Source organism: Streptomyces roseoverticillatus (assembly GCF_000719265.1).
GTDB classification, from domain to species: domain Bacteria; phylum Actinomycetota; class Actinomycetes; order Streptomycetales; family Streptomycetaceae; genus Streptomyces; species Streptomyces roseoverticillatus.
Genome location: NZ_JOFL01000005.1, coordinates 246,798 through 261,046 on the forward strand (window position 1 = coordinate 246,798; position 14,249 = coordinate 261,046).

At 73.7% G+C, this 14,249-nt stretch carries 10 protein-coding genes; 4 read left to right on the top strand and 6 right to left on the bottom strand.

What is annotated here, in order from left to right; translation table 11 throughout:
• Window positions 1-71 precede the first annotated feature (71 nt).
• Window positions 72-671 carry a GTP-binding protein gene (locus tag IF61_RS0107465; RefSeq protein WP_030365463.1) on the top strand — a complete coding sequence of 200 codons (600 nt, stop codon included), beginning with the start codon at window positions 72-74 and terminating at the stop codon, window positions 669-671.
• Window positions 672-704: 33 nt separating this feature from the next.
• Here the strand turns inward: IF61_RS0107465 and glpK are convergent, their stop codons facing one another.
• The 3 genes from glpK to IF61_RS0107480 form a co-directional block, all read right to left on the bottom strand.
• Window positions 705-2,201, bottom strand: a complete 1,497-nt coding sequence (glpK, locus tag IF61_RS0107470; RefSeq protein WP_030365464.1) for a glycerol kinase GlpK — start codon at window positions 2,199-2,201, stop codon at window positions 705-707.
• 112 nt (window positions 2,202-2,313) lie between these two features.
• Complete coding sequence (locus IF61_RS0107475) at window positions 2,314-3,138, bottom strand: M15 family metallopeptidase (RefSeq protein WP_030365465.1); 825 nt, start codon at window positions 3,136-3,138, stop codon at window positions 2,314-2,316.
• 54 nt (window positions 3,139-3,192) lie between these two features.
• The gene (locus IF61_RS0107480) at window positions 3,193-5,571 is read right to left on the bottom strand and encodes a glycoside hydrolase family 31 protein (RefSeq protein ID WP_043188101.1); all 2,379 of its coding nucleotides are present in this window, start codon (window positions 5,569-5,571) and stop codon (window positions 3,193-3,195) included.
• 259 nt (window positions 5,572-5,830) lie between these two features.
• Here IF61_RS0107480 and IF61_RS0107490 point away from each other — a divergent pair, with 259 nt between their 5' ends.
• Window positions 5,831-7,834, top strand: coding sequence for an acetoacetate--CoA ligase (locus IF61_RS0107490; protein ID WP_030365467.1), 2,004 nt, complete (start codon window positions 5,831-5,833; stop codon window positions 7,832-7,834).
• A gap of 9 nt (window positions 7,835-7,843) precedes the next feature.
• Here IF61_RS0107490 and IF61_RS0107495 read toward each other — a convergent pair whose 3' ends face one another.
• The gene (locus IF61_RS0107495; protein WP_030365468.1) at window positions 7,844-9,166 is read right to left on the bottom strand and encodes an aminotransferase class I/II-fold pyridoxal phosphate-dependent enzyme; all 1,323 of its coding nucleotides are present in this window, start codon (window positions 9,164-9,166) and stop codon (window positions 7,844-7,846) included.
• A 50-nt stretch (window positions 9,167-9,216) separates the two neighbouring features.
• Between IF61_RS0107495 and IF61_RS0107500 the strand changes: the two genes are divergently transcribed.
• The gene (locus tag IF61_RS0107500) at window positions 9,217-10,485 is read left to right on the top strand and encodes an MFS transporter (RefSeq protein WP_281178030.1); all 1,269 of its coding nucleotides are present in this window, start codon (window positions 9,217-9,219) and stop codon (window positions 10,483-10,485) included.
• 24 nt (window positions 10,486-10,509) lie between these two features.
• Window positions 10,510-11,499: a hypothetical protein gene (locus tag IF61_RS0107505; protein ID WP_078660023.1), complete on the top strand. Its 990-nt coding sequence runs from the start codon at window positions 10,510-10,512 to the stop codon at window positions 11,497-11,499.
• Between the two features lie 105 nt (window positions 11,500-11,604).
• Here IF61_RS0107505 and ptsP read toward each other — a convergent pair whose 3' ends face one another.
• Together ptsP and IF61_RS0107515 are read right to left on the bottom strand one after the other, a co-directional pair.
• Window positions 11,605-13,275, bottom strand: a complete 1,671-nt coding sequence (gene ptsP / locus IF61_RS0107510; RefSeq protein ID WP_030365471.1) for a phosphoenolpyruvate--protein phosphotransferase — start codon at window positions 13,273-13,275, stop codon at window positions 11,605-11,607.
• An 86-nt stretch (window positions 13,276-13,361) separates the two neighbouring features.
• Complete coding sequence (locus IF61_RS0107515; RefSeq protein ID WP_030365472.1) at window positions 13,362-13,811, bottom strand: PTS sugar transporter subunit IIA; 450 nt, start codon at window positions 13,809-13,811, stop codon at window positions 13,362-13,364.
• Window positions 13,812-14,249: the final 438 nt, after the last annotated feature.

A 14,249-nucleotide genomic window follows, 5' to 3' on the forward strand; every position in this document is an offset into this window, starting at 1 on the left:
TTACGGAACGATCACCATCCACCGGGGGCGCCGGACCCCGGAGCACCCCACCGACCGGAGGACGAACAACCATGAGGCTCCTGCGCTCCGACCGCGGCCGCACGCGCCCCGCGCCGGCCCCGGTGGCCCTCAAGCTCCTGGTCGCCGGAGGCTTCGGCGTCGGCAAGACCACCCTCGTCGGGGCGGTCAGCGAGATCCGGCCGCTGCGCACCGAGGAACTGCTCACCGAGGCGGGCCGGCCGGTCGATGACACCGCCGGCGTCGAGGGCAAGCGCACCACCACCGTCGCCATGGACTTCGGCCGCATCACCCTCCGCGAGGACCTGGTCCTCTACCTCTTCGGCACCCCCGGCCAGGACCGCTTCTGGTTCCTGTGGGACGAGCTGGCCCGCGGCGCCCTGGGGGCCGTCGTCCTCGCCGACACCCGCCGGCTGCAGGACTGCTTCGCCGCCGTCGACTACTTCGAGCGCCGCGGCATCCCCTTCACCCTCGCCGTCAACTGCTTCGACGGCGCCGCCCGCTACCCCGAGGAGGACGTGCGGGCCGCCCTCGACCTGGACCCCGGGGTGCCCGTGATCCTCTGCGACGCGCGGGAGAAGGAATCGGTGAAGGGGGTGCTGGTGTCGGTGGTGGAGCAGCGCTTCGCCGAACTCGCGGACCGGGCCGGCTAGGGCGCCCGCATCAGGCTGGAGCCGCCCGCGCGGCTAGAGCCAGCCGAAGCTCCGCTCCACCGCCTTGCGCCACACCCGGTACTCGGCCTCCCGCTCCTCCGGCGCCCGCCGCGGCGTCCACTCCGCGTCCCGCTGCCAGTGCGCCCGCAGCTCCTCCGGATCGCGCCACACGCCCGTCGCGAGACCGGCCGCGTACGCCGCGCCCAGGCTCGTGGTCTCCGCCACCACCGGCCGGATCACCGGCACCCCCAGCACGTCGGCCTGGTGCTGCATCAGCAGGCCGTTGGCGGTCATGCCGCCGTCCACCTTCAGCGAGCTGATCCGCACGCCGGAGTCCTGGAACATCGCGTCGACCACCTCCCGCGTCTGCCAGCTCGTCGCCTCCAGCACCGCCCGCGCCAGGTGCGCCCGCGTCACGTAGCCGGTCAGGCCGGTGATCACGCCGCGGGCGTCCGCGCGCCAGTACGGCGCGTAGAGGCCGGAGAAGGCGGGCACGATGTACGCGCCGCCGTTGTCGGGGACGCTCGCCGCCAGCGCCTCGATCTCGCCGGCCGAGCGGATCAGGCCGAGCTGGTCGCGGAACCACTGCACGAGCGCGCCCGTGATCGCGATCGACCCCTCCAGGCAGTAGACGGCGGGCTCGCCGCCCAGCCGGTAGCCCACCGTCGTCAGCAGGCCGTTCTTCGACGGGACGGGCCGGGTCCCGGTATTCAGCAGCAGGAAGCTGCCCGTGCCGTAGGTGTTCTTGGCCTCGCCCACCCCGTAGCAGGTCTGGCCGAACACCGCCGCCTGCTGGTCGCCGAGCGCCGCGGCCACCGGCACCCCGGCCAGCGGCCCCACGGCCCGCCCGTACACCTCGCTGGACGAGCGGATCTCCGGAAGCACGGCCTCCGGGATGCCCATCGCGGCCAGGATCCCGGCGTCCCACTGGAGCGTGCCGAGGTCCATCAGCAGGGTGCGCGACGCGTTCGTCACGTCCGTGACGTGCACCCCGCCGTCCGGGCCGCCCGTCAGGTTCCAGACCAGCCAGGAGTCGACCGTGCCGAACGCGATCTCGCCGTTCCCGGCCCGCCGCCGCAGCCCCGGCACGTGCTCCAGCAGCCAGGCGGCCTTGGGCCCGGAGAAGTAGCTCGCCAGCGGCAGGCCCGTCGCCGCCCGGAACCGGTCCTGCCCGTCCGCGCCGCCCAGCTCGCGGCAGAGCGCGTCGGTGCGCGTGTCCTGCCAGACGATCGCGTTGTGCACCGGCTTGCCCGTCGAGCGGTCCCACAGGACCGTCGTCTCCCTCTGGTTGGTGATGCCCAGCGCGCTCAGCTCCCCGGCCTGCAGGCCCGCCGCGGCCAGCGCACCCGCCACCACGGCCTGGACCTTCGCCCAGATCTCGGCGGCGTCGTGTTCCACCCAGCCCGGCTTGGGGAAGATCTGCCGGTGCTCGCGCTGGTCCGAGCCGACGGCCCGGCCCTCCCGGTCGAAGACGATGCAGCGGCTGGACGTGGTGCCCTGGTCGATCGCGGCGACGTACGGACCCGTCATGGCGTCTCCTGACCTGGGAGTCTGTCCGGACGCTGGCGTTCCACCGGCGTTCCCGTGCACTTCCCGTCCGGACCTGTCCGGACGGGAAGTGTTCACCCGCCGTGACGGCGCGTCAAGGCATGGGAAGGCCCGGACGGCGCAGCACGGGGAAGTCGAAGTACGTGTCCGGGAACGGCTCCGGCTTGAGCGTGAAGTGCCACCACTCCTCCGGCAGATTGACGAACCCGACGCCCTCCAGGGCGGTCTTCAGCAGCATCCGGTTCGCCCGCTGCACGCCCGTGATCCGCGGGTCCAGCGTGTGCGCGAGGGTGTCGAAGCAGTCGAAGCCCGTCCCCATGTCGACCGAGTTGTCCGGGAAGCGCTGCCACCGCGGCGCGTAGCAGGGCACGAGCGGCTCACCGGGCACGTACGGCCGCGCCGGCCGGGCCGGCAGCTTCACCAGCGTCAGGTCCATCGTGCTGCCGCGGCTGTGCCCCGACTTCTCCGCGATGTAGCCGTCCGCGAACAGCCGGGTCTTGTCCACGCGCGGGTAGAACTCCGCCTTCATCCGCGTGTCCGCGAGGTCCTTCGCCCACTCCACGAAGTCGTTCACGGCCCGCTGCGGGCGGTAGCAGTCGTACACCTTCAGCGAGTAGCCCCGGCGCAGCAGCGAGCGCTGCGCCCGGTGCAGGGCCTCGGCGGCCTCCCGCGTCAGGACGCACAGGGGCCGCCGGTAGCCGTCGACGCGGTGGCCGGTGAAGTTGTGCACGGTGACGTACCGCATCTCCTGCAGGATCGTCGGGTCCACGTCGGCGAGGGCGACGAACCCGCGGGGCGGGCGCGGCTCGTGCGCGGCCGCCTGCGCCGGCGGCGACAACGGGAAGGTCAGCAGGGCCAGGAGAGCCGCTATGAGCAGGGTGACGGCCCGCAGGGCGGCAGGGAACCGGGTTCTGTCCATGCCCTCCTGATAGCAGTGGGGCGGGCGCCCGGGGAAGAGCGCCCGCCCCTCGCTTCACCGGGCGCCCTCGCCCCGCACCCGTACGGGATACCCCACCGCCCCGGCACCCTCCTGCTCCACCACGACCGCCCCGTCCCGCAGGCACGTCGTGAACCGCACGACTTCCGGCGAATCCCATCCGTCCCCCGCGTCGGGGACCAGGACGCCGCCGCCCGTACGGCCCGGGGCCGGGGCCCACACCTCCAGCTCCACCGAACCGGCGGCCTCGCCCTGCACCGGAATCACCGAGCCCGCCCGCGCCAGCACCGGGATCCGCGACAGCGGCGCGTCCAGCAGCACCTGCCCCGGCCCCTCGTACGCCCGGCCCGTCGCCGTGTCGTACCACCGCCCGCGCGGCAGCCGCACCGCCCGCCGGTCCGCCCCCTGCTCCAGCACCGGCGCCACCAGCAGCGCGTCACCCAGCAGGAACGCGTCCTCGCAGTCCCGCAGCGCCCGGTCCTCCGGCGAACGCCACCACACCGGCCGCACGTACGGCGCCCCGGTGCGCTGCGCCAGGTGCGCCAGCGTCACGAAGTACGGCAGCAGGCGCGTCCGCTCACGCAGCGCCTCCGCCGTGTGCTCCAGCGCCTCCGCGCCGAACTCCCACGGCTCCCGCCGCCCCGCCGTGATCGCCGAGTGCGTGCGGAACAGCGGCACGTAGGCGCCCAGCTGGAACCAGCGCACGAACAGCTCCGGCGACGGGAACCCCGAGAAGCCCCCCACGTCCGGCCCCGAGTACGGCACCCCGCACAGCCCCAGGCCCAGCACCAGCGCCAGCGACGCCCGCAGCCCCGGCCAGCCCGTCGCCACGTCGCCCGACCACGTGCCGCCGTAGCGCTGCATGCCCGCCCAGCCCGAGCGCGAGAACAGGAACGGGCGCTCACCCGGCCGCAGTTCGCACAGCGCCTCGTAGCCCGCCCGCGCCATCGACAGGCCGTACACGTTGTGCGCCTCGCGGTGGTCGCCGCCGCGGCCCTCCAGCGAGTGCCGTGCCGACAATGGCAGCGACGGATCCCCGAACGGAGCGAACGACACCGGCTCGTTCATGTCGTGCCACACCCCCGAGAAGCCCTGCGCCAGCCGCTCCCCGTACAGCCCGCCCCACCACTTGCGCACCCGCGGATCCGTGAAGTCCGGGAAGACCGACTCGCCCGGCCACACCTCGCCCCGCACCCGCCGCCCCCGGCCGTCCCGCACGAACGCGTCGGCCGCCGCACCGCTGTCGTACACCCACTGGCCCGGCTCGGCCTTCACCGCCGGATCCACGATCGACACCAGCCGCACCCCCTTCTCCCGCAGCTCCGCCGCCAGCCCCGGCAGATCGGGGAACCGCTCCCGGTCCACCGTGAACACGCGGTGCCCCCGGTAGTGGTCGATGTCCAGGTGCAGCGCCGACAGCGGCAGCCCGCGCTCGGCGTACCCCGCCACCACCCGGCGCACCTCCTGCTCGCTGCCGAAGCCCCAGCGCGCGTGATGGTGCCCGAGCGCCCAGGACGGCGGCACCGCGGCGGCTCCCGTCAGCACCGACCAGCCGTGCAGCACCCGCGCCGGCGTCCCCACCAGCACCCAGTAGCGCAGCGGGCCGCCGTCCATCCGCACCTCGCACCGGCCCGGCCGGTCGTGGCCGGAGCCCGCCCCCTCCTCGCCCTCCGCCAGCGTGACCCGCCCGTCCCACGCGTCGTCGTGGAACACCAGGTGCGTCCCCGCGTCCGCCACCACCAGCTGCACCGGCATCGTGATGTACAGCGGATCGTCGCCCGGCCCGAACGCCCCGTCCGGATCGGTGTTCCACAGCCGGTACGTGCCGTCCCGCAGCCGCGGACCCGCCGACCTGCCGCCCAGCCCGAAGAAGCGCGCGTCCGCCGGCACCTCCGACCGGACCGCCCAGCGCGCCCCGCCCTGCCGCCCGCCCGCCGCTGTGCCCGCCGCGTCCGCCGGCTCCCACCAGCGCGGCGGCAGGTCCCGCCGCAGCAGGACGCCGCCCGGCGTCCGCACTTCCACCGTCCCGTGCCGGCCCACCACGACCAGCACCCGCTCCGACACCACCCGCCAGCCGCCGTCGGTGTCCGGCTCCAGCACCGCCCGCTCGTCCGCCTCCGGCCCCGGCCCGGCCAGAGCGTACGAGGCCTCCGGCCCGGCCCCGTCCCAGCCGCAGAACACCGCACCCCCCGCCGCCACCCGCACCCGCAGCGACGACCGCGCGAAGTGCACCACTCCGCCGCCCGGCAGGGGATCCGCCCCCCGCGCCGCACCCGGCACCCGGGCCCGTTCCGCACCCGGCCGCGGCAGCCCCGCCCTGTCCGTGCACCGCCGCCGCAGCGCCGACCGCAGGGACCGCACCCCCCGCGCCGTACGGACCGTCCTCACTAACCGCAGCAGATCACGCGCATCCATGCTGCTCAGCCTGCCACCCGCACGATCGCCGGCGCCCGGCGTTCAGACGGCGTTCACCCGCGCAGGGAGGACGGGGGGGGGGGACCCGCGCGCGCACGGAGCAGAGTGAAGGAGATGCACGGAGCAGAGTGAGGGAGATGTACGCCACCGGCTCTGGTGCAGGAGTCGATCACGTGGCATCGTCCTTGCTCAGCCGCGCCATGCGCTCACCCGGCCCTGCGCGGCACCGCCCACGACGCGCAGGAGCCCGGGAGCAGCCATGACCACCGCACCGCAGCACGCCGGCAGCCCGGAGCCCCTCTGGAGCCCCGGCCCGGAACGCATCGCCCGCGCACAGGTCACCCGCTTCCAGGAATGGGCCGCCGAGCGGCACGGCGCCCCGGCCGCCGTCCCCGGCGACCCCGCCGCGAGCTACGCCGCGCTCCACCGCTGGTCCGTCGACGAGCTGGAGACGTTCTGGCAGGCCTTCACCGAATGGTCCGGCGTCCGCTTCTCCCACCCCTACGAGCGCGTCCTCGCCGACCGCTCCATGCCCGGCGCGCACTGGTTCCCCGGTGCCACCCTCAACTACGCCGAACACGCCCTGCGCGCCGCCGAGGACCCCGCACGGGCGGACGAACCGGCCCTCCTCGCCGTCGACGAGACCCACGAGCCGCGCCCCGTCACCTGGGCCGAGCTGCGCCGGCAGGCCGGCTCGCTCGCCGCCGAGCTGCGCCGCCTCGGCGTGCGCCCCGGCGACCGCGTCAGCGGCTACCTGCCCAACATCCCGCAGGCCGTCGTGGCCTTCCTCGCCACCGCGGCCGTCGGCGGCGTGTGGACCTCCTGCGCGCCCGACTTCGGCGCCCGCAGCGTCCTCGACCGCTTCCAGCAGGTCGAGCCCGTCGTCCTGTTCACCGTCGACGGCTACCGCTACGGCGGCAAGGAGCACGACCGCGCCGGCACCGTCGCCGAGCTCCGCGCCGGCCTGCCCACGCTGCGCGCCGTCGTCCACATCCCGCTGCTGGGCACCCCGGCCCCCGAGGGCGCCCTGGAGTGGGACGCCCTGGTGGCGGCGGACACCGAGCCCGTCTTCGAACAGGTTCCCTTCGACCACCCGCTGTGGGTGCTGTACTCCTCCGGCACCACCGGCCTGCCCAAGGCCATCGTCCAGTCCCAGGGCGGCATCCTCGTCGAACACCTCAAGCAGCTCTCCCTGCACTGCGACCTCGGCCCCGGCGACCGCTTCTTCTGGTACACCTCCACCGGCTGGATGATGTGGAACTTCCTCGTCTCCGGCCTCCTCGTGGGCGCAACCGTCGTCCTCTACGACGGCAGCCCCGGCCACCCCGACACCGGCGCCCAGTGGCGCGTCGCCGAGCGCACCGGCGCGACCCTCTACGGCACCTCGGCCGCGTACGTGATGGCCTGCCGCAAGGCGGAGGTCCACCCCGGCCGGGACTTCGACCTTTCGCGCGTCAAGTGCGTGGCCACGACGGGCTCGCCGCTGCCGCCGGACGGCTTCCGCTGGCTGCACGACGAGGTCGCGGAAGACATGTGGATCGCGTCGGTGAGCGGCGGCACGGACGTGTGCAGCTGCTTCGCGGGCGCCGTGCCGACCCTCCCGGTCCACATCGGCGAGCTCCAGGCCCCCTGCCTCGGCACCGACCTGCAGGCCTGGGACCCGCACGGCAAGCCCGTCGTCGACGAGGTCGGCGAGCTGGTCGTCACGGGCCCCATGCCGTCGATGCCCCTCCGCTTCTGGAACGACCCCGACGGCGCCCGCTACCGCGAGAGCTACTTCGAGATGTTCCCCGGCGTCTGGCGGCACGGCGACTGGATCACCCTCACGTCGCACGGCAGCGTCGTCATCCACGGCCGCTCCGACTCCACCCTCAACCGGCAGGGCGTCCGCATGGGCTCCGCCGACATCTACGAGGTGGTCGAACGCCTCCCCGAGATCCGCGAGTCCCTCGTCATCGGCGCGGAGCAGCCGGACGGCGGCTACTGGATGCCGCTCTTCGTCCACCTCGCGCCGGGCGCCCGGCTGGACGACGAACTGCTGGACCGCATCAAGCGCACCATCCGCGAGAACCTCTCGCCGCGCCACGTCCCCGACGAGGTCATCGAGGTCCCGGCGATCCCGCACACCCTCACCGGCAAGCGGATCGAGGTCCCGGTCAAGCGCCTCCTCCAGGGCACGCCCCTGGAGAAGGCGGTCAACCCGGGTTCGGTGGACAACGCGGACTTGCTGAAGTTCTACGAGGACCTGGGGAAGGCCCGCTGAACCAGCCCGTCACCCCCCGTACGTAGCCTGCGCCTCACCCAGCACAGCCGCAAAATCGGCGGCAAGCCGAACCGCCTCGGCCGGCCGCAGATCCGCCACAGTGATCCGCACCCCGGGCGCGGCCCCGATCCGGAACCGCGCCCCCGCAGCCACCCACCACCCCGACGACCGCAGCCCGTTGACCACGGCCGCCTCGTCCCGTACGGGCACCCACACGTTCAGCCCGCCGCGCCCGTGCGCGGGGATCCCGCGCCGGGCCAGCTCCCCGATGAGCGCCTCGCGCCGCGCGGCGTAGGCGGCGCGGGCTTCCGCCACGAGGGCCAGAGCTGACGGATCGGTCAGCAGCCCGGCCACCGTCTCCTGCAGCAGGTGGCTGACCCAGCCGGACGTCAGCAGCAGCCGCCCGTCGTGCCGCGCCAGCGTCGTCGCGTCGCAGGCCACCGCCGCCCAGCGCAGGTCGGGCCCCAAGTGCTTGGTGACCGTACGGACCTGGGCCCAGCGCGGTAGACCGCCCCCGGCGGTCAGGCTGTGCAGTGGGGCACCGCAGACCTCCGCGGCGTAGTCGTTCTCGATCACCAGGACCTCCGGCGCCTCCGCGAGCACCGCGGCCAGGGCGTCGCGGCGCCCGGCGGTGAAGCCGCCCCCGTACGGATTCTGCGACCGCGGGCTGCAGATGACGGCCCGCACCCCGCCGCGCACCGCGGTCCGCAGCTCCTCCGGCCGCATCCCCTCGCCGTCCACCGCGACCGGCACGATCCGCAGGCCGAGCGCGGGCACGAGGTCGAGCATGTGGTGGTAGCCGGGGTCCTCCATCGCCACCGCGTCACCGGGGCGGAGCTCGGTGGCGAGCAGCCGAGCCACGCAGTCGAGCGCGCTGTGCGCAAAGGTCACGTGCCCGGACGGGACGCCGTCGCGCTCGTACCAGGCGCGGGTGATCTCCTCCAGCCGCGCCAGCCGCGGCGCCGACCGGTGCGAGCGCGCCCCGTGCGTCAGCTGCGCGGGCGGTACAGGCTCGGGCAGGAAGGCCGGGTCGGGATGGCCGCCCGCCAGGTCGCGCAGCCCTGCCGGCACCTTCGGCGGGCGCCGGGAGGCGACCGCGGGGGCCTCGGCCACCACCGTGCCGCCGCGCCCGCGCGTGACCACGATGCCCCGGCGGCGCAGCTCCTTGTACGTGGTGGCGACCGTCCCCGGGCTCACGCCGAGCCGCTCGGCGAGCGCGCGCACCGGGGGGAGCGAACTCCCGGGGGCCAGGGCGCCGTCGGCGACGCCGCGCTCGATGGACGCGGCGATTCCCTTGGCGTTCGTACCCGTGAACTCATATTGTGTTGCCACAGATCTGATTATGTATCAATACAATATCCGGGTCAAGGGGGATCAGCACCATGCAGATACCGGGGGGACGCGACGGCCGCCGCATGCTGGCCGTCACCTTCGTCGACAAGGCCGGCTCCGGCCTCTGGGGCGCGACAGCAGCCCTGTACTTCACCTACGTCGCAGGCCTCAGCACGGCCGAGATCGGCCTGCTGCTCGGCGTCTCCGGCGCCGTCGGCATCGCCGGCCCGCCCCTCGGGGGCCTCCTCGCCGACCGCGTCCCCCTCCGGCCGCTGCTCGCCGCCGTCCAGGCCCTCCGCGCCGTCGCCTCCCTCGCGCTCCTCACCACCACGGACCTCCGGCTCCTGCTCGCCGTCACCGCCGCCGGCAGCCTCGGCGACCGCGCGTCCTCCGTCCTCACCAAGCTCTACGCGACGCGCGTCGCGGGCCCCGACCGCAGCCGCTACCAAGCCGTCAACCGGACCGTCTCCAACGTGGGCTGGGCCGTCGGCGGACTCGTCGCGGCCGCGGCCCTCAGCACCGGAACGACCGCCGTCTACCGCTGGCTGCTGACCGGCGACGCACTCTCTTTCGCCGCCATCGCCCTGCTCACCCTGCGCTGCGGCGAACCGCCGTCGCCGTCACAGGTCGTGGCCACCGGCGGCACCGGAGCGGGGGCCGGCACCCCTGCAGCGGGGGAGGGGACCCCCGCCCCCGGACCCAACCCCTGGCGCGACCGCCGCTACCTCGCCTACACCGCCACCGACGCCATCCTCTTCCTCGACGACTCCGTCTTCAACGTCGGCCTCGCCCTGTGGGCCGTCACCGCAACGACCCTTCCCCACCAGGCCGTTCCCCTCCTCCTCGTCCTCAACAACGTCCTCGTCGTCTGCTTCCAGGTGCCCTTCGCCCGCTTCGGCAAGACCCCGGCGAAGGCACGCAGCACGCTCTTCCCCCTGGCGGTCGCCTTCCTCGCGGGCGGAGCGGCCCTCGCCGCCTCCGCCACCGGCACCCGCTGGCTCGCCGCAACGGCACTGACCCTGGCCGCCGTCGCCTTCACCGTCGCCGAGATGCTCCACGCCACCGTGTCCTGGGAACTGTCCGTCGCCCTCGCACCGCCCACGGCCCAGGGCGCCTACCTCGGCGTCCACGGCCTCGCCCAGGCCGCCCAGCGCAGCGCCGGACCCCTGGTTGTGACCGGCGCCATCGCGACGGGCCCCCTCGGCTGGCTCGGCCTCGGCACAGGCCTCGCCGTCATGTGCCTCGCCCAGCGCAGGCTCACCCGAGACGATGACGAGACCGCAATGTCAGTGCCTCGCATTACGGTGAGTGAGCACTGATTACACGCGCTGAGGGGGAGACACATGGCGCACACGAGCGACGGCCGAGGACGGCCGGCGGGCGGGGGCCGCACCGGGAGCGGGAAGCGCACCCCGGCCGGGAAACGGCCGCACACCAAGCAGCGGGACGGCAGGAAGAGACCGCTCACCGAACGGCGCATGGTCAGCGCCCGCCGCCGGCTGCGCAGCGAAGTCCCCAGCACCGTGGCCGTCCTGGCCGGCGCGGAGGACTTCGCGGCCATGCAGGGCTACACAAGCTTCACCTTCGACGACCACGCCACGTACATGCGGCAGATGGAGGGCCTGCTGCGCGAGTTCGCCGCCCGGGGCACGCACACGAGCGTCGCCCTCTTCGACCCCGCCGGCTACGAGGAGTTCTGCACCGAGTCCCACCTCGACCCCGACACCCCCGCCAGCCGCACGCGCTACACCGCGGAGGTCGCCGCCGCCGGCACCAAGGTCACCTACGAGGGCCAGCCCCTCGCCCGCCTGCTGCCCCGCCTCGTCGCCGAAGCGGAACAACAGGCCACCTGGGAGCACGCCTCCGCCCTGCTCACCCGCGGCGACTGCGACGCTTGCGGCGAGGACATCGGCCGCGCCGCCTTCGCCCGGGCCACCGCACTCCTGCGGCGGATCATCGAAGCGGCCGGCCCCGGCACCCACCACCTCGTCTGCAGCGTCCCGGCCGAAGGGCCGGCCCCGCTCGTCGCCGTGCTCCACACGGAGACCCGCGACGACGGACTGCTGCACCTCGGCGAGGCGGCCGCCCTCCTCTTCTGCACGGTCCTCGCGGCGGGCATCGCCACGGACCGGCCCGGAGGAGTCGTCCTGCGCAGCACGCTGCCCGGCCGGCGCGACACCGTCCGCGGCTGGAACCTCAAGGGCGGCGGCAGACTCCACCCGCTGACCGAAGCGGAAGTCTTCTCCGCCTACTGCACCGACGCCCGCACCGGCGAACCCGTACCTCCGGAGCCCGGTGTCGACTACCGCGCGGGGCTGCCCCTGGAGGACTGAGCGGCCCGAGGAACGCAGGAAGAAAGAACGAATGAAGGGTGCCCCGCCACCCGGCGGGACACCCTTCACCTCTCAGCTCACGTCACCGCTACGGCGACGGCCGGCTCACTCGCCGGACAGCACCGCCTGCGCGGCCAGCCGGGCCTCCTCCGCGGAGTCCGTCGCACGGGCCGCGGCAGCGGCACGCTCGCACTGGGCCAGCGTGTGCTTGGCCAGCGTCGCGCGGACGTACGGAATCGACGCCGCACCCATGGACAGGCTCGTCACGCCCAGACCGGTCAGCACACAGGCCAGCAGCGGGTCCGACGCGGCCTCGCCGCACACGCCGCAGCTCTTGCCCTCGGCCTTGGCCGCCTCGGCGGACGCGGCGACGAGGTCGAGCAGCGCCGGCTGCCACGGGTCCTGCAGCCGCGAGACCGCACCGACCTGACGGTCGGCCGCGAACGTGTACTGCGCCAGGTCGTTGGTGCCCAGCGACAGGAACTCGACCTCCTGCAGGATCGAACGGGCCCGCAGCGCGGCGGAAGGGATCTCCACCATCGCCCCGAACTTCGCCTGCAGCCCGGCCTCGCGGCACGCGTCCGCGAACGCCTTCGCGTCCGTGCGGTCCGCCACCATCGGGGCCATGACCTCGAGGTAGACCGGCAGCCCCTCGGCGGCCTTGGCCAGCGCGGTGAGCTGCGTGCGCAGCACCTCCGGGTGGTCGAGCAGGGTGCGCAGACCCCGCACGCCCAGCGCCGGGTTCGGCTCGTCGGCCGGCGTCAGGAAGTCCAGCGGTTTGTCCGCGCCCGCGTCCAGCACCCGCACGACCACACGGCCCTCGGGGAACGCCTCCAGCACCTTGCGGTACGCCTCGACCTGCTTGGCCTCGGACGGCGCCTTCGCGCTGTCGTCCAGGAACAGGAACTCGGTACGGAACAGGCCCACGCCCTCCGCACCCGCCTCGACCGCGGCCGCCACGTCCGCCGGGCCACCGATGTTCGCCAGCAGCGGCACCTTGTGACCGTCCGACGTCGCACCCGGGCCGGACGACGCGGACAGCGCCGCCTTGCGCTCCTCGGCCGTCTTGATCAGCTCGGCGCGCTTCTCCGGGCTCGGGTCCACGAAGATGTCACCCGTGCTGCCGTCCACGGCCACCACCGTGCCCTCGGCAAGCTCGCCCGCGCCCGGCAGCGCCACGACCGCCGGCACGCCGAGCGCCCGCGCCAGGATGGCGCTGTGGCTGGTCGGCCCGCCCTCCTCGGTCACGAAGCCCAGCACCAGCGTCGGGTCCAGCAGCGCCGTGTCGGCGGGAGCCAGGTCCCGGGCGATCAGCACATAGGGCTCGTCACTGTCCGGCACGCCCGGCATCGGCACGCCCAGCAGGCGCGCGACGATGCGGTTCCGCACGTCGTCCAGGTCGGCCACCCGGCCGGCCAGGTACTCGCCCGCGTTGGCGAGCAGTGCGCGGTAGGCGGCGAAGGCGTCGTACACCGCGCGCTCCGCGGTGCTGCCGACGGTGATGCGCCGTTCGACGTCGGCCATCAGCTCGGGGTCCTGGGCCATCATGGCCTGGGCCTCCAGCACGTGCTGGGCCTCGCCACCGGCCAGGTTGCCGCGCGCGATGAGGTCGGCGGCCACAGCTTCCACGGCCTGGCGGGCGCGGCCCTGCTCGCGCGGCGCCTCCTCCGTCGGAATCTGCTTGGCCGGCGGCTCCAGCACCGCCGTGCCCATGTGCCGGACCTCGCCGATGGCCACACCGTGGCTCACGCCGACGCCTCGCAGCGTTGTCTCCATCTCACCCGTCTCCGGTTGATGCGGCGGCCCGTGCCGCCGCGGTTGGATGTCGTACGTGCCGCTCCCCCTTTTGGGAGCGGTATCGGCTACTGCCAGCTGAAGAGCTGGTCGCCGGCCTTGACGTCGCCGTCCTTGCGGACGTCGCCGAGCGAGTCGGCGGTCGCCTCGAGCGCGACGATCGGGCAGATCGGCGACTTGCCGGCCGCCTCCACGGCGACCGGGTTCCAGCGCACGACCTCCTGGCCGCGGGTCACGGTGTCACCCTTGTTCACGAGCAGCTCGAAGCCCTCGCCGTTGAGCTGGACGGTGTCGATGCCGAGGTGCGTCAGCACACCGTGGCCTTCGGCGTCGACGACGACGAACGCGTGCGGGTGCAGCGAGACGATGACACCGTCGACGGGGGAGACCGCGGCGTGCGGCTCACGGACGGGGTCGACGGCGGTACCGGGTCCCACCATCGCGCCGGAGAAGACCGGATCGGGCACTGCCGCGAGTCCGATGGCGCGTCCGGCGATCGGGGACGACACGGTGGTCATGGGAAGCCTCCCAGGTGGAGATTCGTCACGCGCCGTCACTACCTGTCCTGGACGGCGCACTGATCGGAAGCCTAAGTCATAGGAACTGAGGATTCCGCACGAGTGAAGAGGGCCCCTGGCGTGTGCGGTGCGTAATCGATTTGCCTCGGGTGGGGAGGGCATGTACTGTCAGATCCCTGCCCACGACCGAGGCCCGCAGACAACTGCCGGCAAGGTGGGGGCAGCACCCCATCAGAAGTGATCCTTTCTCAGTTCTGCTGCTGTGTGCCCGTATGCCTTTTGTGTTTACGGAAAACAGAGTGGCGGGAGAGCGGAAAAACTCCTGATAGAGTGTGAAACACCGAAGGGAAGCGCCCGGAGGAAAGCCCGAGAGGGTGAGTACAAAGGAAGCGTCCGTTCCTTGAGAACTCAACAGCGTGCCAAAAGTCAACGCCAGAC

What these genes read in the sequence shown, in the direction of transcription:
- IF61_RS0107490 (WP_030365467.1), top strand. Translation starts at nt 5,831, where the DNA reads ATGACCACCGCACCGCAGCACGCCGGCAGCCCGGAGCCCCTCTGGAGC.
- glpK (WP_030365464.1), bottom strand. Translation starts at nt 2,201, where the DNA reads ATGACGGGTCCGTACGTCGCCGCGATCGACCAGGGCACCACGTCCAGC.
- IF61_RS0107505 (WP_078660023.1), top strand. Translation starts at nt 10,510, where the DNA reads ATGGCGCACACGAGCGACGGCCGAGGACGGCCGGCGGGCGGGGGCCGC.
- IF61_RS0107475 (WP_030365465.1), bottom strand. Translation starts at nt 3,138, where the DNA reads ATGGACAGAACCCGGTTCCCTGCCGCCCTGCGGGCCGTCACCCTGCTC.
- IF61_RS0107515 (WP_030365472.1), bottom strand. Translation starts at nt 13,811, where the DNA reads ATGACCACCGTGTCGTCCCCGATCGCCGGACGCGCCATCGGACTCGCG.
- IF61_RS0107500 (WP_281178030.1), top strand. Translation starts at nt 9,217, where the DNA reads ATGCAGATACCGGGGGGACGCGACGGCCGCCGCATGCTGGCCGTCACC.
- ptsP (WP_030365471.1), bottom strand. Translation starts at nt 13,275, where the DNA reads ATGGAGACAACGCTGCGAGGCGTCGGCGTGAGCCACGGTGTGGCCATC.
- IF61_RS0107465 (WP_030365463.1), top strand. Translation starts at nt 72, where the DNA reads ATGAGGCTCCTGCGCTCCGACCGCGGCCGCACGCGCCCCGCGCCGGCC.
- IF61_RS0107480 (WP_043188101.1), bottom strand. Translation starts at nt 5,571, where the DNA reads ATGGATGCGCGTGATCTGCTGCGGTTAGTGAGGACGGTCCGTACGGCG.